The following is a 23239-nucleotide window of genomic DNA, read 5'->3' on the forward strand; positions in this document are numbered from 1 at the left end:
TAATTTTTTGAGGGGATAAAGCACTATTTAGCAATACTTTAACTTTATATTCACGTTTGTCATCCCTTAAAAAATGATAAAAAAGTGTATTTTTGGAAATTAAATTTTTTATAATGGCGAAAATCATAGGAGTTGCAAATCAAAAGGGCGGCGTAGGAAAAACCACCACGGCTGTAAATCTGGCTGCAGCTCTCGGCGTCTTGGAGAAGAAAATTCTTCTGATAGATGCAGATCCACAGGCAAATGCAACTTCGGGTTTGGGTATCGAACAATCTAAATTCTCAACATATAATTTATTGGAACACAGCGCGGAAGCCGAACGGTGTATTCAAAAAACTGCTTCACCAAATCTGGATATGATCCCTTCTCATATTGATTTGGTCGCTGCAGAAATTGAATTGGTTGACCGCGTGAGTAGAGAATATATGCTCAAAAAAGCATTGGTTTCCATTCGGGATCAATATGACTACATCATTATCGACTGCGCGCCGAGTTTAGGGTTAATTACGATAAATGCTTTAACAGCTGCAGACTCTGTAATTATTCCGATTCAATGTGAATATTTCGCATTGGAAGGTTTAGGTAAATTATTAAATACCATTAAAAATGTACAGAAAATTCACAACAAAGATCTGGATATTGAAGGTTTACTATTGACCATGTTCGATTCGCGATTGCGCTTATCAAATCAGGTTGTAGAAGAGGTACATCTGCATTTCCCGGAAATGGTTTTTGAAACGATTATCAGCCGAAATGTTCGTTTAAGTGAAGCGCCCAGTTTTGGAGAAAGCATCTTAAATTATGATGCCGAAAGCAAAGGTGCCATTCAGTATTTACAATTGGCAGAAGAGGTTTTACTCAAAAATGAAAATTTAATTAATACTTAAAACTATTTTGTACGTTGGATTCTGGTATTATGCAGGAGTTCACAAAATATTATATAATGAAAGACAAAAAAAGAGCAATGGGACGCGGTTTAGGTGCAATTTTAAGTGCAGAATCTAAAGCGTCAGTAAACTCGGCCACAGATGAGGGTGCAGATAAATTTGTGGGAAATATCATGGAGGTTTCTCTGGACGACATTGATCCAAATACGTCGCAGCCACGTACTTATTTTGACGAGAAAGCTTTAAGTGATTTAGCACAGTCTATAAAAAATCTTGGTCTAATACAGCCGATTACTTTGCGAAAAGAAGGCAATCGGTTCATCATTATTTCTGGTGAAAGAAGATACCGCGCAAGTAAATTGGCAGGTCTTTCTAGTGTGCCGGCTTATATTCGGTTGGTTAATGATCAGGAATTGCTCGAAATGGCTTTGGTAGAAAACATACAGAGAGAAGATCTTGATGCCATCGAAATTGCTTTAACTTATCAGCGTTTATTAGAAGAAATTGGGTTAACACAGGAAAATTTAAGTCAAAGGATTGGAAAGGAAAGAAGTACCATTACAAATTCTATCCGATTATTGCGGTTATCACCAGATATTCAGAATGCGATACGAAGTGGAGAAATCTCCGCAGGCCACGGTCGCGCGTTGGTTAGTATTGATGAACTTGCGCTTCAGCAGAATTTATTTAAAAAGATTTTAGCCGATAATTTAAGTGTTCGCCAAACTGAACAAGAAGCGGCAGGACTTAAAAATCCGAAGACCAGTATTCAAAAAAAAGCTTCTGTTTTACCAAATTATTATAAGAAAGCTGAGAAAAACCTTTCTGATATCTTAGAAGTGAAGGTTGAAATTAAAACTGCAGCAAACGGGAAAAAAGGTAAAATTGTGCTGGATTTTAAAAATGAAGAACAGCTGGAACAAATTCTTTCACATTTTAATTGATGCAAAAATCCATTGTCTTTTTTCTCCTTTTATTTTCCACTTTTATTTTCGCGCAAATCAGCCCGAAGGATACAATTCGTGTAGAAAATTATCCTACGGATTCTGTTTCCACAGTGAAAACGCCGTCTGAGATAGAAGTGTATTCAGATATTAAAACTTCGAATGCTCCACAAAAAGCAATGAAATTTAATCCTACACGAGCTGGTTTATATTCGGCAGTTTTACCAGGTTTAGGGCAATATTATAACAAGAAATACTGGAAAATTCCCATCGTTTGGGGAGCAATTGGAACTGGCGTAGGAATCACACTTTGGAACCAGAAACAATATAACAGATACCGAAATGCTTTTATTGCCGAATTAAATGGTCAGCAACACGAGTTTTCCGACATTCCCGGCGTAACAAAAGAAGTTTTAGGCCGCACGCAAGACCGCGTAAAAAGGCAGCGTGATTACGCAATTGCCGTTACGAGTCTGGTTTACATTTTAAATATTGTTGATGCAGTAGTTGATGCTCACCTTTATGAAGGTAGAAAAGATCCAGATCTTGCGGTGAAGCCTACAATTATCTTCGACGAGTTTGGAAAAGCGAGTTCTAAACCAGGTCTTAGTTTAAGTTATAATTTTTAATTGATTAAAATTGAAAAGCATGAAAATAGCATTAGTTGGTTACGGAAAAATGGGAAAAATCATTGATGAAATTGCAACGCAAAAAGGTCATCAAATTGTTGCGCGCCTCAATGAAACACCATCTGCGGAAAATCTAAACAGTCCTGATGTTGTCATCGAATTTTCAAATCCCGAAGTTGCTTTTAATAATATTAAAATTTGCCTTGAAAATCATATTCCTGTGGTGTGTGGCACAACAGGTTGGCTTGATCATAAAACTGAAATCGACGAGATTGCCTTACAAAATAATACCGCATTTTTATACGGTTCGAATTTTTCTTTAGGCGTGAACTTGTTTTTCGCTTTAAATGAGAAACTTGCAAAACTGATGAAAGATTTCCCTGAATATAATATTCAACTAGAGGAAATTCATCACACCCAGAAAAAAGACGCGCCAAGTGGAACGGCCATTACTTTAGCAGAGGGAATTATAAAAAATAATCACCGGTTCGATGCGTGGAAGCTCGATGAAACTCAAAATAAAGAATTGGGAATCTTTGCATTACGCCAGGAAGAGGTTCCGGGAACTCATAGTATTTTTTACCGTAGCAATGTAGATGAACTCGAAATTAAGCACACCGCTTACAACCGAAATGGTTTTGCAGTTGGTGCTGTAATAGCTGCGGAATGGATTATTGAGAAGGCGGGAAGCTTTTCGATGCAGGATGTACTCTTTAATAAATAGTTTACTTCTTAAAATTGGCGAATTGTAACAAAAGTTCTCATTTCTAAACTAATAGCGATAAGCAAAACAATATGAATTACTTTCTTACTTATTTAATTTACGTCATTATCCTGTCAGTTTTGATGGGAATTTCTACGTGGAAACTCTTTAAAAAAATGGGTTATAATCCTATTTTTGCTTTTGTACCTTTTTATAATTATTATCTGATTCAGAAAGAAACTGGTCATCCCAAATGGTGGGTCGCATTGGCTTATCTGCCTATCGTTGGACCAATAATGATGACGGTTTTCCATTTATTCTTAATGAAGCATTTTGGCAAATCAAGTTTTGTGCAAAAACTTCTTACGGTGATTCTGCCATTCATCTATATGGCTTTTGTGAATTATGTAGAGAAAGTTGAGGTTGAGAGTGAAGATGATCTATATCTGACAACCGAAGAAAAAGAATCTAAAAAGAAAGAAACTTTTTTAGGCTCCATTACCTTTGCGGTAGTTTTTGCAACAATTATACATGTTTTTGCCACTCAACCTTTCGGAATCCCGACAGGATCAATGGAAAGGACTTTGATGGTAGGTGATTTCCTTTTTGTAAACAAATGGACATATGGTTTCCGCATGCCCATGCGACCTTTAGCAATACCATTTTTACAGGGAACCATCATGGATACAGGACAGAAAGGCAATCCAAAAGATGATCCTAAATCCTATGTGGAAGCCGTAAAATTACCTTATGAAAGGATTTTGCAGTTTAAAAAACCACAGAAAAATGATATTGTCGTTTTCAACTATCCACAAGATTCTGTGCATACTGCAACAGACCGAAAAGATCCTTACGTAAAAAGATGTGTCGCGGTTGCAGGTGATGTGATGGAGATGCGTGCCGGAAGACTTTTCGTAAACGGAAAGCCAGAGGTTATCTTGGGAGATCAACTAAAACAGCACAAATATATTGCTACGACGGGAAGCCAGCTTGATATTCTAGCCTTGTACAAAACTTATGGGTTCTTACCTGTACAGGAGGTGCAAACGCAATCCGGATTTATTTATGATTTTCAAGGTTTAACAGATCAGACAGCAAAAGAAATTGCTGAATTGCCTCAAATTATAGAATTAAAAGAACATATTTGGCCGAAAGATTCGGCTGCAGTTTCTTATAAAGTTAATGCGGAGCGGGACGCTTACACTAAAAATATAGATACCACTCAATCGATATTTCCCATTAATAAAAAATGGAATCAAGATTGGTATGGTCCGTTGAGGATTCCGAAAAAGGGAGATGTCGTGATTTTAAATCAAGAAACATTGCCAGAATATCAATGGATTATTTCAGAATATGAACATCATCATCTGGAAAATAAGAACGGAAAAATATTTATTGATGGTAAGGAAACGACGCAATATACCATAGAACAGGATTACTACATGATGATTGGTGACAATCGTGATGCTTCTTTGGATGCACGTTTCTTTGGTTTTGTACCAGAAGAGAATATAGTAGGATCACCCATGTTTACGTGGTTAAGTGTTGAAGGTCTTTTTGCCGATAACAGTTCATCTTATCAGCCCGCCGGCAAGACAATTCGCTGGGACCGTATGTTTAAGGCAACCAATACCGGAGAAGCGAACAAAACATCGTACTGGTGGATCGCAGCCTTATTGCTTATTATATTCTTTGGATGGGATTATATTTTAAAACTCTTTAAGAAAAAAGATTCAGAAAACTAAAATAAAGGCGCGGTGATTCGCGCCTTTTCAAATAATTAGATTCCGATATGAAAATTTTACTTCCTATATTTTATCTTCCACCTATTTCCTGGTTCAGTTTTTTTGTGGATCCAGAAAATGAAATTATTTTCGAACAGTATGAGAATTTTCCAAAGCAAACCTACCGCAACCGTACAAATATATATGGTGCAAATGGAAAGTTATCATTAATAATTCCGATGAATCATAACGGAACAAGACTTCTAAAAGATATCGAAGTTTCTACACGGGAAAAATGGCAAAAAATACATTGGAAATCCATTAAAACAGCTTACCAGACAACTCCTTACTTTGAATTTTACGAAGACCAACTGGCAGAAATTTATACTCTTAAGACAAAATCTCTTCTAGAATTTAACTTACATGCAATAAAAGTTATCCAAAAGATTCTGAAAATTGAAAAAAAATTTACATTAACGGAAGAATACATACGAGAACCGGAAAGCTTAAATTACAGAAATCACTTTTCCGCAAAAGAAAAAATTGGAGTGGATCTAGAAGAATACTTTCAGTCTTTTTCTGATAAATATGGTTTTCTTCCAGATCTTTCGATTTTGGATTTAATCTGTAACAAAGGTCCTGAATCCTTGACTTATATTAAGAATATCAAATTTAAATAAATCATATGAAAAAAATACTTATTGCCGCATACTTTATGACAGGTTTTGCAACCTTCGCGCAAAAAGCTGAAACTCCTGTAGATCCAATGAAAGATAAAAACTTGATGACGTGGTATCATCAGGATTTTGGTTCTTCTAATGTTTACGGGGTAAATACTCAAAATGCATATAAATATCTTGAAGCTAAAGGTTTAAAACCACGACCTGTAATTGTAGGTGTTTTAGATAGCGGAGTGGAAGTGGATCATCCAGGTTTAATTAAAAATATGTGGAAAAATCCGAATGAAGTTCCCAATAACGGAAAAGACGATGACGGTAATGGATACATTGATGATGTTTACGGCTGGAATTTTAGCGGCGGAAAAAACGGAGATGTTGATGTAGATAACATGGAGGTAACACGTGTTGTTAAAAAGTTTCAGAATATATTCGAAGGTCCTGATTCAACAAAAAACAAAGCAAACCAGGCAAAAATGCCAACAGAGTTTGATATGTATATGAAGTCGAAAGAGATTTTCACTAAAAAAAGCGTAGAGGCAAAACAAGGCTATGAGACTTACAAAAGAATCAACGAAATGATTCCTTCAATGGTTGCAATGTTGAATGGGCAAAATTTAACTCCGGAAGTTGTATCAACCATTAAACCAAGTACACCAGAGCAGGCAATGGCAATTTCAATTTTAGGTCAAATTTCCCGAGATCCTGCAATCGCTGGCAAATCGCCAGCCGAAGTTCAAACTTTTTTATCTGCTCAGATGAAAGAAGCCTTGGACTATTATGAGCCGCAGGCGATGAAACAGTATAATTTAGATTACGATCCTCGCGCTTCAATTGTTGGTGATAATTATGACAATTATGCTGAGAAAAATTATGGAAATAACCATTTTGAAGGTCCTGATGCAAAACATGGGACACACGTTGCCGGTATTATTGCTGGCTTGCCAAATGGTGATAACGTACAGTACGGCGTAGGATACAAAACTGCTAAAATTATGACTGTTCGTGCAGTGCCAAATGGTGATGAGCGTGATAAAGATGTAGCGAATGCAATTCGATATGCGGTTGATAATGGCGCTAAAATTTTGAATATGAGTTTCGGTAAACCAGTCTCACCAGGTAAAGATGTTGTTTGGGATGCATTTAAATATGCAGAAGATAAAGGCGTTCTTCTTGTAAAAGCTGCCGGAAATGAAAATGAAAATATCGCAGATAATGTTTATTTCCCTACCAATTTTAAGAAAGTAACTGATGAAAAACCGTTCGTAAATAATATGATCGTTGTAGGATCTTCTACCAATGATAATGAGTTTTTAAGATCAGATTTTTCCAATTACAATCAGAAAATGGTTAACGTATTTGCGCCAGGTTCAAAAATTTATTCTACTGTTCCAGACGGAAAGTATGAATATTTGCAAGGAACATCGATGGCTTCTCCTGTAGTTGCGGGTGCAGCTTCTATATTAATGGCTTATATGCCAAATATGACTCCCGCGCAGGTTATTGAATCTCTTGTAAAAACAAGTAACAAATCATCTGTAAACGCAATGATTAATTCGAATGAAAATAACAGATTCGATTTAATTTCTGAATCTGGCGGTGTGATCGATGTAAGAAAGGCCGCAGAATATGCATACACACATTTCTATAAACCTTCACCGACGAAAATCGTTCCTGCAAAAAAGAGAAAAGCAACAGCGAGAAAATAAATCTACCAAGCATATTACTAAAAAATCCGATTCGTCGGATTTTTTTTATTTATATCACAATGGCACGGTTTTTTGTACATAGTAACAAGAAATAAATTTTATACTATGAGAAATTTAATATTAGCCGGAATAATTGGAGCAGCAATGACTGTTTCATGTTCCACCGCAAAAACATCGCAGTCCAATCGTGCAGAGTTTATGAAGTTAAAGGGAGATTGGCAAATTACAAGTGTTAATTACGACAACAATTACAAAGTAAAACCATTTGATGAAAATGCAGATGCTCAATGTTTTGTAGGAAGTCAGTGGACATTAATTCCAAACAACTGGACGGGATCTTACACGATTAATGGTGGCGGAGATTGCCCAAGTGTAATTCAGCCCATCAAATTTGAAGTGGTAAATGGCAGCGAATTTAAATTTAAAAAGTTAGTAGAAGGTTCTAAAGCAAAAGCTGTAATATCAGGTTATTCTTTAAATCTAATCAATCAAACTGCTGATCAATTCAGCTTGGAACAAAACATTCCTGCAGATGGTCAAAATGTGAGAGTGGTTTATAACTTCGAGAGAAGTTCAATGAAATAATTAATTAAAAAATAAAAATATGAATCTTTTTAACAAAACAAATATTGCAGCGTTATTCATTTCAACATCTTTAATGATGACAAGTTGTGATACTGTAAAAAATGCAAATAATCAACAAAAAGGTACTGTAATCGGTACAGCTGCTGGAGCAGTTATTGGTGGAATCCTAGGTAACAATATCGGTAAAGGTAAAAATGCGCCAGTTGGTGCTGTACTAGGTGGTATTGTTGGTGGTGTTGCTGGTAATGTAATCGGTGGCAAAATGGATAAACAAGCGAAAGAAATTAAAGAAACGCTTCCAGGTGCCGAAGTAGAAAGAGTAGGAGAAGGTATTAAAGTGACAATGAAAGAAAACATGGTTAACTTTGGTTTTGATTCTTCAAATCTTACTTCATCAGCGCAGATGAATCTCGACAAATTAGCTGAGGTTCTTAAAAATAATCCTGATACGAACATTAATATTTACGGATATACTGATAGTAAAGGATCAGATAATTACAATCTTTCTCTATCAGATCGGAGAGCAGCTGCTGTAAAAACTTATTTGGTTTCTAAAGGTTTGGCTTCTTCGCGAATGATTACAATGGGAATGGGTGAGCAAGAACCAATTGCTTCTAATGATACCGATGAAGGTAGAGCACAAAACAGACGGGTAGAGTTTGCAATTACAGCAAATGAAAATATGATTAATGATGCTAAAACAGCAGATTAATTTTCAATTCAATATTACTTATAGAAATCCGCTTCGGCGGATTTTTTTATTATAAAATCACTATTTTCGCACCTGATTGTCTATAGATGAATAAATATTTAAAACTGCTGCGTGTAGAGCAATGGGTGAAAAATCTATTTGTTTTTGCACCCTTGTTTTTTTCGGGTAACATTACCAATTCCGAACTTTTTATTAAAAGTGTTTTTGCTTTTATTACATTCTCGTTGGTAGCGAGCAGCATTTACATCATTAATGATTATTCAGATATTGAATCCGACCGTAAACATCCGGAAAAGAAATTCCGTCCGCTTGCAAATGGAACGATTTCTAAATCTTCTGCCCGGATCATTTTAATAGTATTACTCGCTTTGGTTACCGTTTCGGTAGTGATGATGCGAAACCTATTTTCGCAGGATTACTGGCAATTCACGGTGATTATTGCTTTTTATTTTTTAATGAATCTTGCCTATACTTTTAAACTGAAACACGTTGCAATTGTTGATGTTTGCATTATCTCGGTTGGATTCGTATTGCGTGTATTGGCGGGCGGTTATGCAACGGGTATCTTAATTTCGCAGTGGGCGATTTTACTTACGTTTGTTTTAGCTTTGGTTTTAGCCCTCGGAAAGAGACGGGGAGAACTTGTAAATGCACAAATCTCCGGTAGAACACGAAAATCTTTGGATGGGTATAACGTTCAGTTTGCAGATATTGCCCTTTCCATCAGTTGTGCGTTGGCAATTGTTTGTTATTTAATGTTTACCCTTTCGCCAGAAGTGCAGCAAAGATTTCATCCACGGGTTTTTTATACGGTATTTTTTGTTGTTTTTGCCTTTTTAAGGTATCTTCAGCAAACTTTGGTCTACAATAAAACAGAATCTCCCACCAAAATTATATACAAAGACAGATACATTCAAGTGACATTAGTCCTTTGGCTGGCTGCATTTTTATTACAAATTTATTTTAAATAATGAAACCAAATTTTAAGCGAGAAGTATCAAATTGGGGTAATTTTCCGGTAGTGGAGAAAGAAATTCGCAGCGAAGATTCATTAGCAAAAATACAAGAGTTCGTTCGCACCAATCATGAAATTATCGCGCGCGGAAATGGCAGATGTTATGGTGATGCTTCTTTAGCGGAGAATATCTTTTCAACCAAAAGATTAAACAAATTTATAAGTTTTGATCGGCTTAATGGTATTATTGAGTGTGAATCAGGTGTTTTACTTTCCGATGTTTTGGAAGTTATCATTCCACAAGGTTATTTTCTTTTCGTAACGCCCGGAACTAAATTTATTACTGTAGGTGGCGCCATTGCATCAGATGTTCATGGAAAAAACCATCACATGGAAGGCTGTTTTTCTGAATACGTTCTGGAGTTTTCTTTACTCAACGAAAATAGCGAAGTTCTCATTTGTTCTCCCACTCAAAATTCAGAAAAATTTTGGGCGACGATCGGCGGAATGGGACTTTCTGGAATTATTCTTTCAGCGAAATTTAAGTTAAAGAATATTGAAACCTCCTATATTCGACAAGAAAGCATCAAAGCAGAAAATCTAGATGAAATTTTTCAACTTTTTGATGAAAGTGAAACTTGGACGTATAACGTCGCCTGGATAGATTGTTTGCAAAAAGGTGAAAACTTAGGCCGAAGTATATTGATGCGAGGTGAACATGCCTTTAAACATCAATTGCCTAAAAATCTACAGAATAATCCCTTAAATATGGAGAAAAAAATATCGCCGACGGTGCCGTTTTATTTCCCAGGTTTTGTATTGAATAATCTCGCGGTGAAACTTTTTAATTTTTTTTACTTTAAAAAACAGACTAAAAAAGTGGTTAAAAATATTGTTCATTATGAGACTTTCTTTTATCCTTTGGATATCGTAAATCACTGGAACCGTATTTATGGTAAAAAGGGATTTATTCAATATCAAATGGTATTGCCGAAATCTAATGGAAAAGAGGGAATGAAGAAAATTTTAGAAACCATTGCAGAAAGTGGGAACGGCTCTTTCCTCGCGGTTCTGAAACTTTTTGGAAAGCATAATGAAGCGGCTTATAATTCCTTTCCTTTTGAAGGATATACATTAGCGCTTGATTTTAAAATCAATTCAAAATTAAAAAAACTCGTTGAAAGTTTAGATCAAATAGTAGAGCAGTATGGCGGAAGAATTTATTTAACCAAAGATTCGATGAGTAAACCTTCCCTCGTAAATTATCTGAAAAATGTGAATAACTCGAAATTTGTTTCTTTGCAATCGAAAAGAATTCACAATGGCTGACGATCATAAAGTAAATTGTCAATTATCCGCTTAATTTCAAAAATCCCTCAGAAAAGATATGATCGTTTTAGGAAGCAATTCAGAAGTTGCACAGGCCTTTGTAGAAAAATTGTTAAAATCGGGTGAAAAACACTCAAAAATATTCCTTTTCACTTCTAACAGAGAGACTACAGAGAAATTTGCAAAACATCTCGAAGTGAAATATGTTCAGCAATCTGAGATTATTGACTTGGATCTGTTGATATCCATTGACTATTCCAGTCTTGAACATATTAATTCAAATTTACTTTTCTGCGCAACTGGCTTTTTAGGAATGGGCACCGAAGAAGGTTTATATGATAATAGAAATACACAAAATATTATTGATGTAAACTACGCGAAATTAGTGCCCGTACTCAACTATTTTGCAGATAAGATGGAGAGAAAGCGGACGGGAACAATGATCGTACTTTCTTCTGTCGCTGGAGATCGAGGACGCCAAAGTAACTTTATCTACGGCAGTGCAAAAGCGGGATTAACAGCTTACTTGAGTGGGTTGAGGAATTATTTGTTTGATAAAAAAGTTCATGTTTTAACTATCAAACCAGGGTTTATGGCTACAAAGATGACGGAAGGATTTCCTCTCAATCCGAAATTAACCGCAACACCTAAACAAGCCGCAGACGGAATTTATCAAGCCTATAAAAACAAAAGAAATACAGCCTATGTTCTGCCTATATGGGGTTTTATTATGCTGATTATTAGAAATATCCCTGAATTTATATTCAAGAAATTAAAGCTTTAATTTAAAATTTTCCTATAAAATAAAAATGAAAAAATTATACTGTTTTGATTTCGATGGAACATTAACGTACAAAGACACCATGTTTTTGTACTTAAATTTTTATAATTCGACCAAATTCAAATTGCAGTTTATTAAGCATATTCCATTATTTATTTTATTAAAGTTAAAATTAATGGATGCTGAAAAGGTGAAGAAAAGTTTTATTTCATCTCTATTAAAAGGGGAGAGAAAAACCAGGATTCAGGAAAAATCACAGCAATTTTTCGAACAGTATTATCCAAAGGTGATGCGCGAAAATGCCTTGGAATTTATCAACAATATAGATCGGCAGCAGACCGACAGTTTGATCATTACGGCTTCACTTGATATTTGGGTTAAGCCGTTTGCAGATCATTTTGAAATGAAACTTCAGGCGACGCAGGCAGAATTTGTTGATGATCTATTTACAGGTAATTTTATAGGCAAGAATTGCAATGGCCTGGAAAAAGTAAATCGAATAAAAGAAGCGATTTCTTCCACGAAATATGATAAAATTATCGCCTTCGGAGATACCGATGGAGATGGGCCAATGTTGAAATGGGCAGATGAAGGTCAGTTTAAATTTTTTCATTAAATTTAACCTCCGAAAAAAATAATAAAGAAAAAGTGCTCAATGAATAAAATTTATTTGGATAATGCAGCAACAACGCCGCTTTCCGAGGAAGTTATCGATGTTATGGTCGGTGTTTTAAAAACCAATTATGGCAATCCGTCATCCACCCACAGCTTTGGTCAGGAAGCTAAAATTTTACTGGAAAATGTACGCAGAGAAGTAGCAACTTATCTGCATGTTAGTCCAGCAGAAATTATTTTTACTTCATGTGGTACAGAGTCGAATAATATGATCATCAAATCGTGTGTAAATCACTTAGGTGTAGAGCGAATTATAACGTCACCTTTGGAACATAAGTGCGTTGCTGAAACAGTACTCGACATGAAGAAGAGAAAAGGGGTAGAAGTGGTTTATCTTCGTCCAGACACTCACGGCGATATCAATTTGGATCAACTTACAGAGGCGCTTCAGAAATCAGATAAGAAAACTTTGGTTACGTTGATGCACGCTAATAATGAGATTGGCAACTTGCTTGATATTAAGAAAACAGCAGAAATTTGCAAAGCTAATAACGCATTATTCCATTCCGATACTGTACAATCTATGGCACATATGGAAATGGATTTTTCCGACATCAATGTTGATTTTGCGTCATGCAGCGCTCATAAATTTCACGGCCCGAAAGGGAGCGGTTTTGCGTTCGTGAGAAAATCATCTGGTTTAAAAGGAATTATCACAGGCGGACCGCAAGAGAGAAGTCTTCGAGCCGGGACTGAAAATGTTTGTGGAATTGTTGGCCTAGGTAAAGCTTTGGAACTTTCTCTAAATAATATGGAGCAATATTCCAGTCACATTAAAGAAATTAAAAGATACACTGTTGATCAATTGACCCAAAAAATTGATGGGGTGAAATTTAATGGACGAAGTGCAGAAATGGATGCGAGTTTATACACCGTCTTAAGTGTTCTTCTTCCTTTTAAAGATCCTATGATCGGTCTGAAATTGGACATGAAAGGAATTGCAATTTCGCAGGGTAGTGCGTGTTCTTCGGGAGCATCTAAGCCATCAATGGTGATGATGATGATTCTGGAGGAGGAAGAAATGAATACTACAACTCCTTTGCGTGTATCTTTCAGTCATCTTACGACAAAAGAAGAGATTGATTCTTTGGTACAGGCACTTGAAGAGATTGCAGAGACTTTCAAAATAGAAAATTCTGATATCGAACATAGATAACCGATTAAATAAATTAGTAGGAAAATTGTAAATTTGTCCTCTCATACTTAAAATTTAAAAATTATATAAAATGGCATTAGAAATTACAGATCAATCGTTTAAAGAAACAGTATTGAATTCAGATAAACCGGTATTGGTAGATTTTTGGGCAGTATGGTGCGGACCATGCAGAATGCTCGGACCAATTATCGAAGAAGTTGCTGCTGACTTTGAAGGTAGAGCAATCATCGGGAAAGTTGATGTAGATAATAATCAGCAGGTTTCTGTAGATTATGGCATTAGAAATATCCCGACAGTTTTAATCTTTAAAAATGGTGAAGTTGTTGATAAAATCGTAGGAGTTGCATCAAAAGAAGTGATTACCGAAAAATTATCGGCACACTTGTAGAAATAAGAGCCTTGAAAATGAGTGCTTTCCTTCTTGGGAAAGCATTTTCTTTTAAAAAGGTTTGTAGAGTATCATAAAATTTGTATTTTTGCACTCACCAAAAAGAAAGAAGTTCTTTTTATTCTAAAGATCCGGTAGTTCAGCTGGTTAGAATGCCGCCCTGTCACGGCGGAGGTCGCGGGTTCGAATCCCGTCCGGATCGCAAAAAGTTTACAATTACTTTTCAAAAAATTGATCCGGTAGTTCAGCTGGTTAGAATGCCGCCCTGTCACGGCGGAGGTCGCGGGTTCGAATCCCGTCCGGATCGCAGATCTCTCAAATTTTTTTGAGAGATTTTTTTTTGGTGAAATTCTATTTAATTAATTCGTACTTTCCAAACTGAAAGCACTAATTGCTAATTTCTGTTTTGAGAACTCTTACAATCAATTTCTCTACATTTTCTTTATTATTAGATTTGTCTAAAATTAAAAATGATGAAAAATTCCGGCATAACACGTAAAGAATTTTTAAAAAACACTGCATTTGGTGTCGCTGGACTCACTATCGTGTCTGGATTTTTGAATAAGGTTATGGCAGCTTCTGTAGAATTAAATTCAACTATTAAAAATACGCGGAAAAACCTTATTTCTGCCGGCCTAATCAATTTGCTCTGTATAACCCATATCACGAATCTCTCCCATAAAGCACTCATACACAAGGAAATTGTTGTGTATTAAATTAATTAATGATGAAAACGATCACAATTTTATTACTATTACTTCTTAACTGTCACACGTCAAATACCAATGAAATAATGAAAATGGAAACTATAACTAAGTCAGATCTCATTAATCTGGTTCAGAAAAATGATTTGCCAAGTGTCGAAGCAGCATTAAAAAATGGTGCAAATGTTAATACTACAGATTCAAACAAAAATTCATTACTGCTGATTGCCACGACCAAACAGTATGAAGATATGGCGAAATTACTTGTTAAACATGGGGCAGATGTGAATCAACAAGCTGATAATTTAGACAGTCCTTTTCTGTACGCAGGAGCAACGGGACAAACCGAACTTTTAAAATTATTTATAGAAAATGGAGCACGATTTGACATTTTCAACAGATACTATGGATCAGCACTGATACCTGCTTGCGAACGTGGTCATGTAGAAACAGTTCAATTATTGGCCAATACTAAAAATTATCCCATCGATCACATTAATAAATTAGGCTGGACGGCATTAATGGAAGCTGTTATATTAGGAGACGGTAGCATAAAATATCAACAGATCGTAAAAATTCTGAAAGATGCCGGTGCGAAAATGAATATTCCTGATCATGATGGAATTACTCCTTTACAGCACGCAAAATCACGAGGATTCACTGAGATTGTAAATATAATCAAGTCGTAGTCCAATTTTATTGTAAGCGTACGGTATATCATGTATTACTAAAACTGGTGACAAGTTTCAAGTGTTGAAAGTTGCAGCGGCAGACCTTACCAATCTTCAAACATTAAATTAATTTATCGCAGTATTAAAGACTTTTAATTTCTCAAATTATTTTGAGGAATTTTTTTCTACCCTAAATTTCATTTTTGCAATTTTTACAAAATTTCTTTTCGTAAACCAGTTTTAATTTGCTGAAATAAGAACTTTTCAGCCTTTTATATTTTGATTAATTGCAGAAAATCAGTAATATTGTTAGTCAGCATCTTTTCACAAATTATAAAAAAAAATTATATGAAACCCAGTGTTATATCTATAGTTCTCGGAGGAGGGAGAGGAACCAGGTTATTTCCTCTAACTAGTACACGGTCCAAACCTGCGGTTCCGATTGCAGGAAAATATCGACTTGTGGATATTCCCATTTCCAACTGTTTAAATTCGGGGTTTAACAGGATTTTGGTGCTCACGCAGTTCAATTCTGCCTCACTAAATTCACATATTAAAAATTCTTTTCACTTCGATATTTTTAGCAGAGGTTTTGTTGATATTCTAGCAGCGGAGCAAAACGTGGAAAATGATCAATGGTATCAAGGTACTGCTGATGCCGTTCGGCAGTCGATGAAACATTTGGATAAGTATGAATATGATTATATCTTAATTCTCTCCGGTGATCAACTTTATCAAATGGATTTCCGGGAGATGATCGATTTTCATTGCAAAAATAAAGGTGATATTACGATCGCGACGATTCCTGTAAATGCTCATGATGCTACCGGATTTGGTATTTTAAAATCTGATGAGGAAGGAAATATTACTTCCTTCACAGAAAAGCCGACAGGAGATATGCTTCATGACTGGAGATCTGAGGTTTCAGAAAAAAATAAAAATGAAGGCAAAGAATATTTGGCTTCAATGGGAATTTATGTATTCAGTAAAACCGTTTTGAAAAAAATGTTTGAGGAGGATCCAGGTGATGACTTCGGCGGCGAACTTATTCCGAATGGTATTGGAACTTACAAAACCTTGAGCTTTCAATATGAAGGATATTGGACCGATATCGGAACCATTCAGTCATTTTTTGAGGCTAATTTAAATTTAACGACTGATTTTCCTTATTTCAACTTATTTAGCAACCGGCCGATATATACTCGTGCGAGAATGCTGCCACCTTCCAAAATCTTGGGTTCCTACGTAAGTAAAGCGATATTTGGGGACGGATGTATTGTAATGGCCGATAAAATTGAAAATTCGATCGTCGGTAACAGAAGCCGAATTGATAAAGGCAGTACATTGATGAATACCTATATGATGGGTGCCGATTTTTATCAGGATACCAAGGAGATTGTTCAAAATGATCAAGATGGCAGCCCAAATCTGGGCGTAGGAAAATACTGTTATATAGAGCGTGCAATTCTTGATAAAAATTGTCGGATTGGCGATAACGCACGTATAATTGGCGGTCATCATTTGCAAGATGGTGATTTTGACACCCATTCCATTAAAGATGGAATTGTGGTAGTAAAGAAAAACGCTGTAATACGTCCGGGAACTCAAATTCCTTAATATTTTATAACAGAGCATTCACACGGCAGTAATTTCTATTGCCGTGTTTTTTTTGCGTATGTTTTTACGTATTTTTGCGCCATGCGTTGGATAAAAATTGCGGTCTTCCTGTTATTTCTTTTAGGTATTGTGTATGCGATATCGATGATTTTCGTACCAGAAAATAAAAATTTTACGGTAGAAAAAGAAATTAATTATCCTGTAGAAAAAGTTTTTCCACAGTTTAGTAATCTCCAGAATTTCACGCTTTGGAATACGTTTTTCTCGGATAATAAAAACATGTCAATAGAATTTTTTACACCGTATGAAGGAAAGGGAAGTTCGCTGGCTTATGTGGATCACAAAGATGAAGATATATCAGGCGATCTTTTTATCAGGTATGTCAATATTAATAAAACGCTGAAGCTCCAACTTTATGAGGGGAAAAATAATACCCCATATCTTATCGATCTAAAATTTGTTCCACTCGGAGAAAAAACCAAAATTATCTGGTTTATTCAAACGCCAAAACAACCCTATTTGAAACGTTCTTTAAATTTAATTTCAGAAGATGTTTGGCTGGAAACTATTGATAAAAGTATGGTAAACCTCGCCCATTTGCTGAGTAATAAAATTGAAAAAGATAACTTACGGGAAAACCTGAAATTTGATACCCTTTTGGTGGAAAATCAAGATAGTCAAATTTTACTTGGTATTAATGTAAGTGCAAAAAACACCAAGGATGCGCTCTTCAAAAATATTGTAGTTAATCACAACAAGGTTTTGAATTATGCTAAAATGGATTTGGGAAAAAAAGAGGATGAATATGGCGAACCCATTTTGCTGACGACACCAGAATATTTTAAAGAAAAAGAAGTGTCTTATTTTTATGGAGTTCCACTTCCTAAAAAGGAACCGATATCAGATAATAATTTTACTTTTAGAACTTTAAATGCCTCCAAAAACTATGTCATCTTTTATCGCGGTACGTACGCCAGTCGTGTAAAATCAATACAGCAACTTGTAAATCAGGCGAGAAAAGACAGTCTTCGAAGTGGGACCTTGCAGGAAATTTTTTTAGAAGAACCGAATACCGATGCTCAGGTTGTTTTAAAATTATCTTTGCCAGTTTACAAATAAAAGCCTTTGCACGGCTTTTATCTCGCAATTGCCTTTAGTACTTCACTTATTTTTGTTAAATTTGGTGTTTAAATAAAAATCAACAGTTAATCTGTAAATAATGGACAAATTTTCATTCCTAAACGCTGTGCACTCGCAGTTAATAGAAGATTTATATCAACAATATTTAAAATATCCCGATTCGCTCGAGCCTTCCTGGAAAGCATTTTTCCAAGGGTTTGATTTTGCCCTTGAAGGGTACGGTGAGGATTTAATCAATAGTTCTGGCGAGAAATCAGGATCAGCTCCCGTTCAGTTCGCAAATCAAGCTGCTGCAAACGGGCAAATTCCTGATGATATTGAGAAAGAATTTAAAGTTTTAAATTTAATAGAAGCGTACCGCCACCGTGGTCACTTGTTTACACATACCAATCCTGTTCGTGAAAGAAGACATTACGAGCCTTCTTTGGATATCGAAAATTTTGGCTTGTCAAAAGCTGATTTAGGGAAAAAATTTAATTCTGCAAAAGAGACAGGCCTTGCAATGGCAGCTACACTCCAGGAAATTATTGATCATTTGGATCAGATTTACTGTGAATCCATCGGTGTGGAATATATGCACATCAATAATGTTGCTGAGCGAACTTTCATCAGAGAGTGGCTTCAGGTTAATAAGAATCATCCGAAGCTTAACGCTGATGAAAAGACTGAAATTCTTGAAAAACTGAATCAAGCTGTCGCTTTTGAAAATTACCTCCATACGAAATTTGTAGGGCAAAAAAGATTCTCTCTTGAAGGTGGTGAATCTCTTATCCCAGCTTTAGACCAGTTAATTACCAGATCATCACAATTAGGTGTTGATGAGGTAGTTTTGGGAATGGCGCATAGAGGTCGGTTAAATGTACTCACGAATATCTTTGGGAAATCTTACAAACAAATATTTTCTGAATTTGAAGGAAAAGAATTTGAGGAAGATGTATTTTCTGGAGATGTAAAATATCATTTAGGATCATCGAAAAAGATTAAGACTGCAAATGGCGAAGAGGTTTCAATTAACTTAACACCGAATCCATCACATTTAGAAACAGTTTCTGCTTTAGTTGAAGGGATTTGCCGTGCGAAAGTAGATGATAAGTACAAAGATTTCAAAAAAGTGCTTCCAATTATAATCCATGGTGATGGCGCAATAGCCGGACAGGGAATTGTATATGAAGTAGCACAAATGATGACTTTGGAAGGTTACCAAACCGGAGGAACAGTGCATATTGTTGTTAATAATCAGGTTTCTTTTACAACCAATTATCTGGATGCCAGATCTTCAAATTACTGTACGGATATTGCTAAAGTTACTGAATCACCTGTGATGCATGTTAATGCAGACGATGTAGAAGCTGTAGTGCATTCCATCAGATTTGCCGCCGATTTCCGAGCGCAGTTTGGGAAAGATGTTTATATTGACCTTTTGGGTTACCGTAAATATGGTCATAACGAAGGCGATGAGCCTCGTTTTACCCAACCTAATTTATACAAATTAATTTCGAAGCATCCCAATCCTCGCGAAATATATAAAGAACAATTAATAAGTGAAGGAATTGTTTCTAAAGAAATTTTGACGAAGATGGAGTCTGACTTTAAAAAGTTATTAGATTCCAATTACGACGCTTCTAAAGAGATTGAAAAAAATACAATGGATCTTTTCATGGCTGATGATTGGAAACAGTTGCCGATGTCGCCAAAAGGTGCAATGCTCGAAAAAGTTGATACTAAATTTGATCCAGCAAAATTGAAGGAGCTGGCAATTAGAATGTCAACCTTACCTACCGATAAAAAATTCATCAGTAAAATCACCCGTCTTTTCGAAAATAGATTAAAAGCAATTGATGCTGACAATCTCGATTGGGCGCTGGCAGAATGGTTGGCTTATGCAACATTATTAACAGAAGGAAACAATGTAAGGATTTCCGGAGAAGATGTTGAAAGAGGAACATTCTCGCACCGGCATGCTTTGATTAAAACGGAAGATTCAGAAGAAGAATATATTCCGCTTCGTCACATCTCCGAGAATAGATTCGATATCTACAATTCTCACCTTTCTGAGTATGGAGTTTTAGGCTTTGATTATGGGTACGCCATGGCATCACCAAATACCTTGACAATTTGGGAGGCACAGTTTGGAGATTTTATGAATGGAGCGCAAATTATTATTGATCAATATTTAGTTGCTGCAGAAGAAAAGTGGAAAATTCAGTCAGGTCTGGTAATGCTCTTGCCACATGGTTTTGAAGGACAAGGTGCTGAGCACTCTTCCGCACGTTTAGAGCGATTTTTAACGCTTTGTGCAAATGATAATATGGTGGTTGCAAATGCGACAACGCCAGCTAACTATTTCCATTTACTAAGAAGACAAATGAAATGGAATTTTAGAAAACCATTAGTCGTAATGACTCCAAAATCTTTATTGCGTCATCCAAAAGTAATCTCGACAATTGAAGATCTTGCAAATGGACACTTCCAGCCGATCATTGATGATCATACGGTAGAAGCAGCTAAAGTTGATAAATTAGTACTTTGTTCCGGTAAAATTTATTATGAATTATTAGCCAAGAAAGAAGAACTTAACTGCGAAAATATTGCGTTGGTACGATTTGAACAATTGTATCCTTTGCAAAATGATCAGATTGAAGAAATTCTGAATAAATACAGCAATAGAAAGCAATTGCTTTGGGTTCAGGAAGAACCGGAAAATATGGGTGCTTGGAGTTATATTTTGAGAAATTTCCGCAAGACAGGAATCGATGTTATTGCGCCTGTTCAAAGTGGTACACCTGCCCCGGGAAGTCATAAAATGTTTGAAAGAAATCAGAACGATGTTATTAACAGAGTTTTCGATAGAAAAGATGCGCCCGTAAAAAGACCTGTAACCGCATAATTGGCTTAAAATTACTTCAATAAATCATTTAAAATAAACTAAATAAAAAAGATATCCGATGTCAATATTAGAAATGAAAGTCCCATCACCGGGAGAATCCATCACAGAAGTTGAAATCGCGACGTGGTTAGTAAAAGACGGCGATTATGTAGAGAAAGATCAACCCATCGCAGAAGTAGATTCTGATAAAGCTACGCTTGAATTACCCGCGGAAGAAAGCGGTATTATTACCCTTAAAGCAGAAGAAGGTGAAGTTGTAGCAGTTGGTCAAGTCGTTTGTTTAATCGATCGCGAAGGAACGAAACCTGAGGATTCAACATCTGCTAAATCTGAAGAAAAAACTGCCGAGCCAGCGAAAGAATCACCTAAACAGGAAGCTCCGAAAGCAGAAGCTCCAAAAGCTGAACAAAGACCTGCAGCAAATTATGCGACAGGAACTCCTTCGCCAGCGGCAAAGAAGATATTAGATGAAAAAGGCGTACAAGCTGATCAGGTAACTGGTTCTGGTAAAGACGGCCGAATTACGAAACAAGACGCTGCAACAGCAGCTGTACCAGCAATGGGATCAGCAAATTCTACTTCTGGATCTAGAGGGAGTAGCACGACCAAACTTTCTGTTTTAAGAAGAAAAGTAGCTGCGAGATTAGTTACTGTTAAAAATGAAACGGCAATGCTCACCACTTTTAACGAAGTTGACATGTCGGAGATCTTCCGAATCAGAAAACAATATAAAGAAGAATTCGCTCAGAAACATGGCGTTGGTTTAGGATTTATGTCCTTCTTTACAAAAGCGGTTACGAGAGCTTTACAAATGTATCCAGACGTTAATGCATCGATTGACGGAGATTTCAAAATAAATTATGATTTCTGCGATATTTCAATTGCAGTTTCTGGTCCTAAAGGATTAATGGTTCCTGTATTGAGAAATGCAGAAACAATGTCGTTCCGCGGAATAGAAAGTAATATCAAAAGCTTAGCGGAAAAAGTAAGAGACGGGAAAATCACTATTGATGAAATGACGGGTGGTACCTTTACATTAACAAATGGTGGAACTTTCGGTTCTATGATGTCTACACCAATTATCAATCCGCCACAGTCTGCGATTTTAGGAATGCACAATATTCTTCAAAGACCTATGGCAATTGATGGTCAAGTAGTTATTCGCCCAATGATGTATGTTGCTCTCTCTTATGATCACCGAATTATTGACGGTAAAGAATCAGTAGGATTCCTTGTTGCCGTTAAAGAAGCGATCGATAATCCAGTGGAGTTTTTAATGGACGGAGACGAGAAAAAAGGTCTTGAACTTTAAGAGAAAATAAATATTTTTTCTAAATATATAAATCCCGTCTATAAAGGCGGGATTTTTGTATCTACTATTTTTAAATTTTAGCCATGTTTTCAACTATATCTTTTGACATCAAGGTCTCCGTTTTCCCCGTGTACGATATAAAGAACAGTTTTCCCTCTGAAAACCGTTTTGTATTTCGGTATAATATTACCATTGAAAATCTCGGAAAAGAGCCCATACAACTCTTGAGAAGAAAGTGGTTGATCTATGACTTAGGTTTTGGATTTACTGAAGTAGCTGGTGAAGGAGTAATTGGTTTAACGCCCGAAATCTTGCCTGGCGAAGATTTTACCTATTTTTCAAATGTCATGTTACGTTCAGGAGTGGGAAATATGAGTGGAATTTATTATTGTAAAAATCTAGTGAATAACGAAGAGATGGAAATTGAAGTTCCGAAATTTGGTCTTGTCGCCGATGTTCTAACGAATTAAACATTTTATCATTATCAAGGACTATAAAACTTTTAGGTTCTTTTTCATCACATCTTGTACTTCATCATTTCTCGTAAGCATCAATTGGTTAAAAGCCAGCAATGAAATTTTTGCGCAAACTTCTGCATCATCACCTGCTCGGTGGTGATTAAATTTTAAATGGTGATGCTCTGCCAAACTTTTCAGTCCATATTTCGGAAGATTTTTCCAGGATTTTTTTGCTAACGATATGCTGCATAGGTAATTAAGTTTCGGTTTATAAAACCCGTAGTAATCAAGACAACTTCTCAAAACTCCCGCATCAAAGCCAGCGTTGTGCGCGATCATCAAATTTCCATACATTAAATCCTCAGCTTCATGCCAAATATCTTGAAATGTCGGCGCATCTTTCACTTCTTCAGGTCTGATCCCATGAACATCAATATTTCTGGGATGAAAGTAGGGGAAACTTGGCGGCTTGATAAGCCAGGTTTTGGTGGAGACGATTTCGCCATTTTCGACAATGCATATTCCCATTTCGCATGCGGAATTTCTTTCATGTGTAGCGGTTTCAAAGTCAATGGCGCAGAAATCAATCATAACTG

General features: G+C 36.1%; 22 protein-coding genes and 2 tRNA genes. 23 read left to right on the forward strand and 1 reads right to left on the reverse strand.

What is annotated here, in order from left to right; all coding sequences use genetic code 11:
- Positions 1–113: 113 nt before the first annotated feature.
- From LC814_RS00605 to apaG, 23 genes are all read left to right on the forward strand, one after another.
- A complete protein-coding gene (locus tag LC814_RS00605) occupies positions 114–887 on the forward strand; it encodes a ParA family protein (RefSeq protein WP_226064417.1) in 774 nt (257 codons plus the stop codon).
- A 56-nt stretch (positions 888–943) separates the two neighbouring features.
- Positions 944–1831, forward strand: a complete 888-nt coding sequence (locus tag LC814_RS00610; RefSeq protein WP_226064418.1) for a ParB/RepB/Spo0J family partition protein — start codon at positions 944–946, stop codon at positions 1829–1831.
- A complete protein-coding gene (locus tag LC814_RS00615) occupies positions 1831–2460 on the forward strand; it encodes a DUF5683 domain-containing protein (protein WP_226064419.1) in 630 nt (209 codons plus the stop codon). Before LC814_RS00610 ends, LC814_RS00615 begins: the two co-directional genes overlap by 1 nt.
- Before the next feature lie 19 nt (positions 2461–2479).
- On the forward strand, positions 2480–3184 hold the full coding sequence (gene dapB / locus LC814_RS00620; RefSeq protein WP_226064420.1) for a 4-hydroxy-tetrahydrodipicolinate reductase: 705 nt from the start codon (positions 2480–2482) through the stop codon (positions 3182–3184).
- 71 nt (positions 3185–3255) lie between these two features.
- Positions 3256–4908 (forward strand): signal peptidase I, encoded by a 1653-nt coding sequence (gene lepB, locus LC814_RS00625; RefSeq protein WP_226064421.1) that lies wholly within the window; start codon positions 3256–3258, stop codon positions 4906–4908.
- A 47-nt stretch (positions 4909–4955) separates the two neighbouring features.
- Entirely contained in the window at positions 4956–5567 is a 612-nt protein-coding gene (locus tag LC814_RS00630) for a WbqC family protein (RefSeq protein ID WP_226064422.1), read from the forward strand.
- Between the two features lie 5 nt (positions 5568–5572).
- Entirely contained in the window at positions 5573–7273 is a 1701-nt protein-coding gene (locus LC814_RS00635) for a S8 family serine peptidase (RefSeq protein ID WP_226064423.1), read from the forward strand.
- 105 nt (positions 7274–7378) lie between these two features.
- Positions 7379–7858, forward strand: coding sequence for a lipocalin family protein (locus LC814_RS00640; RefSeq protein WP_226064424.1), 480 nt, complete (start codon positions 7379–7381; stop codon positions 7856–7858).
- 19 nt (positions 7859–7877) lie between these two features.
- On the forward strand, positions 7878–8570 hold the full coding sequence (locus tag LC814_RS00645) for a YiaD family glycine zipper/OmpA-like lipoprotein (protein WP_226064425.1): 693 nt from the start codon (positions 7878–7880) through the stop codon (positions 8568–8570).
- An 86-nt stretch (positions 8571–8656) separates the two neighbouring features.
- On the forward strand, positions 8657–9541 hold the full coding sequence (locus LC814_RS00650) for a decaprenyl-phosphate phosphoribosyltransferase (RefSeq protein ID WP_226064426.1): 885 nt from the start codon (positions 8657–8659) through the stop codon (positions 9539–9541).
- A complete protein-coding gene (locus LC814_RS00655) occupies positions 9541–10854 on the forward strand; it encodes an FAD-binding oxidoreductase (RefSeq protein WP_226064427.1) in 1314 nt (437 codons plus the stop codon). Before LC814_RS00650 ends, LC814_RS00655 begins: the two co-directional genes overlap by 1 nt.
- Positions 10855–10912: 58 nt before the next feature.
- Complete coding sequence (locus LC814_RS00660; RefSeq protein ID WP_226064428.1) at positions 10913–11638, forward strand: SDR family NAD(P)-dependent oxidoreductase; 726 nt, start codon at positions 10913–10915, stop codon at positions 11636–11638.
- Between the two features lie 25 nt (positions 11639–11663).
- Positions 11664–12251: an HAD family hydrolase gene (locus tag LC814_RS00665; RefSeq protein ID WP_226064429.1), complete on the forward strand. Its 588-nt coding sequence runs from the start codon at positions 11664–11666 to the stop codon at positions 12249–12251.
- Positions 12252–12290: 39 nt separating this feature from the next.
- Positions 12291–13466, forward strand: coding sequence for a cysteine desulfurase family protein (locus tag LC814_RS00670; RefSeq protein ID WP_226064430.1), 1176 nt, complete (start codon positions 12291–12293; stop codon positions 13464–13466).
- A 70-nt stretch (positions 13467–13536) separates the two neighbouring features.
- Positions 13537–13854 (forward strand): thioredoxin, encoded by a 318-nt coding sequence (gene trxA, locus LC814_RS00675; RefSeq protein WP_226064431.1) that lies wholly within the window; start codon positions 13537–13539, stop codon positions 13852–13854.
- 128 nt (positions 13855–13982) lie between these two features.
- Positions 13983–14056, forward strand: a tRNA-Asp gene (locus LC814_RS00680).
- A 31-nt stretch (positions 14057–14087) separates the two neighbouring features.
- Positions 14088–14161, forward strand: a tRNA-Asp gene (locus tag LC814_RS00685).
- A gap of 492 nt (positions 14162–14653) precedes the next feature.
- The gene (locus LC814_RS00690) at positions 14654–15247 is read left to right on the forward strand and encodes an ankyrin repeat domain-containing protein (protein ID WP_226064432.1); all 594 of its coding nucleotides are present in this window, start codon (positions 14654–14656) and stop codon (positions 15245–15247) included.
- A 330-nt stretch (positions 15248–15577) separates the two neighbouring features.
- Entirely contained in the window at positions 15578–16846 is a 1269-nt protein-coding gene (locus LC814_RS00695; RefSeq protein WP_226064433.1) for a glucose-1-phosphate adenylyltransferase, read from the forward strand.
- Positions 16847–16927: 81 nt separating this feature from the next.
- On the forward strand, positions 16928–17965 hold the full coding sequence (locus LC814_RS00700; RefSeq protein WP_226064434.1) for an SRPBCC family protein: 1038 nt from the start codon (positions 16928–16930) through the stop codon (positions 17963–17965).
- A 100-nt stretch (positions 17966–18065) separates the two neighbouring features.
- Positions 18066–20873 carry a 2-oxoglutarate dehydrogenase E1 component gene (locus LC814_RS00705; RefSeq protein ID WP_226064435.1) on the forward strand — a complete coding sequence of 936 codons (2808 nt, stop codon included), beginning with the start codon at positions 18066–18068 and terminating at the stop codon, positions 20871–20873.
- 58 nt (positions 20874–20931) lie between these two features.
- Positions 20932–22185, forward strand: coding sequence for a 2-oxoglutarate dehydrogenase complex dihydrolipoyllysine-residue succinyltransferase (gene odhB, locus LC814_RS00710; protein ID WP_226064436.1), 1254 nt, complete (start codon positions 20932–20934; stop codon positions 22183–22185).
- Between the two features lie 83 nt (positions 22186–22268).
- Positions 22269–22655 carry a Co2+/Mg2+ efflux facilitator ApaG/CorD gene (apaG, locus tag LC814_RS00715; RefSeq protein WP_226064437.1) on the forward strand — a complete coding sequence of 129 codons (387 nt, stop codon included), beginning with the start codon at positions 22269–22271 and terminating at the stop codon, positions 22653–22655.
- 21 nt (positions 22656–22676) lie between these two features.
- Here apaG and LC814_RS00720 read toward each other — a convergent pair whose 3' ends face one another.
- On the reverse strand, positions 22677–23234 hold the full coding sequence (locus LC814_RS00720; protein ID WP_226064438.1) for a 3'-5' exonuclease: 558 nt from the start codon (positions 23232–23234) through the stop codon (positions 22677–22679).
- Positions 23235–23239: the final 5 nt, after the last annotated feature.

Origin of the sequence: Kaistella polysaccharea (assembly GCF_020410745.1) — a bacterium.
GTDB classification, from domain to species: domain Bacteria; phylum Bacteroidota; class Bacteroidia; order Flavobacteriales; family Weeksellaceae; genus Kaistella; species Kaistella polysaccharea.

Excerpts from the sequence above, each read along its gene's own strand:
- trxA (WP_226064431.1), top strand. The coding sequence starts at position 13,537 with ATGGCATTAGAAATTACAGATCAATCGTTTAAAGAAACAGTATTGAAT.
- LC814_RS00695 (WP_226064433.1), top strand. The coding sequence starts at position 15,578 with ATGAAACCCAGTGTTATATCTATAGTTCTCGGAGGAGGGAGAGGAACC.
- LC814_RS00720 (WP_226064438.1), bottom strand. The coding sequence starts at position 23,234 with ATGATTGATTTCTGCGCCATTGACTTTGAAACCGCTACACATGAAAGA.
- apaG (WP_226064437.1), top strand. The coding sequence starts at position 22,269 with ATGTTTTCAACTATATCTTTTGACATCAAGGTCTCCGTTTTCCCCGTG.
- LC814_RS00690 (WP_226064432.1), top strand. The coding sequence starts at position 14,654 with ATGGAAACTATAACTAAGTCAGATCTCATTAATCTGGTTCAGAAAAAT.
- LC814_RS00615 (WP_226064419.1), top strand. The coding sequence starts at position 1,831 with ATGCAAAAATCCATTGTCTTTTTTCTCCTTTTATTTTCCACTTTTATT.
- lepB (WP_226064421.1), top strand. The coding sequence starts at position 3,256 with ATGAATTACTTTCTTACTTATTTAATTTACGTCATTATCCTGTCAGTT.
- LC814_RS00660 (WP_226064428.1), top strand. The coding sequence starts at position 10,913 with ATGATCGTTTTAGGAAGCAATTCAGAAGTTGCACAGGCCTTTGTAGAA.
- LC814_RS00640 (WP_226064424.1), top strand. The coding sequence starts at position 7,379 with ATGAGAAATTTAATATTAGCCGGAATAATTGGAGCAGCAATGACTGTT.
- odhB (WP_226064436.1), top strand. The coding sequence starts at position 20,932 with ATGTCAATATTAGAAATGAAAGTCCCATCACCGGGAGAATCCATCACA.
- LC814_RS00655 (WP_226064427.1), top strand. The coding sequence starts at position 9,541 with ATGAAACCAAATTTTAAGCGAGAAGTATCAAATTGGGGTAATTTTCCG.
- LC814_RS00650 (WP_226064426.1), top strand. The coding sequence starts at position 8,657 with ATGAATAAATATTTAAAACTGCTGCGTGTAGAGCAATGGGTGAAAAAT.
- LC814_RS00705 (WP_226064435.1), top strand. The coding sequence starts at position 18,066 with ATGGACAAATTTTCATTCCTAAACGCTGTGCACTCGCAGTTAATAGAA.
- dapB (WP_226064420.1), top strand. The coding sequence starts at position 2,480 with ATGAAAATAGCATTAGTTGGTTACGGAAAAATGGGAAAAATCATTGAT.
- LC814_RS00630 (WP_226064422.1), top strand. The coding sequence starts at position 4,956 with ATGAAAATTTTACTTCCTATATTTTATCTTCCACCTATTTCCTGGTTC.
- LC814_RS00700 (WP_226064434.1), top strand. The coding sequence starts at position 16,928 with ATGCGTTGGATAAAAATTGCGGTCTTCCTGTTATTTCTTTTAGGTATT.
- LC814_RS00610 (WP_226064418.1), top strand. The coding sequence starts at position 944 with ATGAAAGACAAAAAAAGAGCAATGGGACGCGGTTTAGGTGCAATTTTA.
- LC814_RS00605 (WP_226064417.1), top strand. The coding sequence starts at position 114 with ATGGCGAAAATCATAGGAGTTGCAAATCAAAAGGGCGGCGTAGGAAAA.
- LC814_RS00670 (WP_226064430.1), top strand. The coding sequence starts at position 12,291 with ATGAATAAAATTTATTTGGATAATGCAGCAACAACGCCGCTTTCCGAG.
- LC814_RS00635 (WP_226064423.1), top strand. The coding sequence starts at position 5,573 with ATGAAAAAAATACTTATTGCCGCATACTTTATGACAGGTTTTGCAACC.
- LC814_RS00665 (WP_226064429.1), top strand. The coding sequence starts at position 11,664 with ATGAAAAAATTATACTGTTTTGATTTCGATGGAACATTAACGTACAAA.
- LC814_RS00645 (WP_226064425.1), top strand. The coding sequence starts at position 7,878 with ATGAATCTTTTTAACAAAACAAATATTGCAGCGTTATTCATTTCAACA.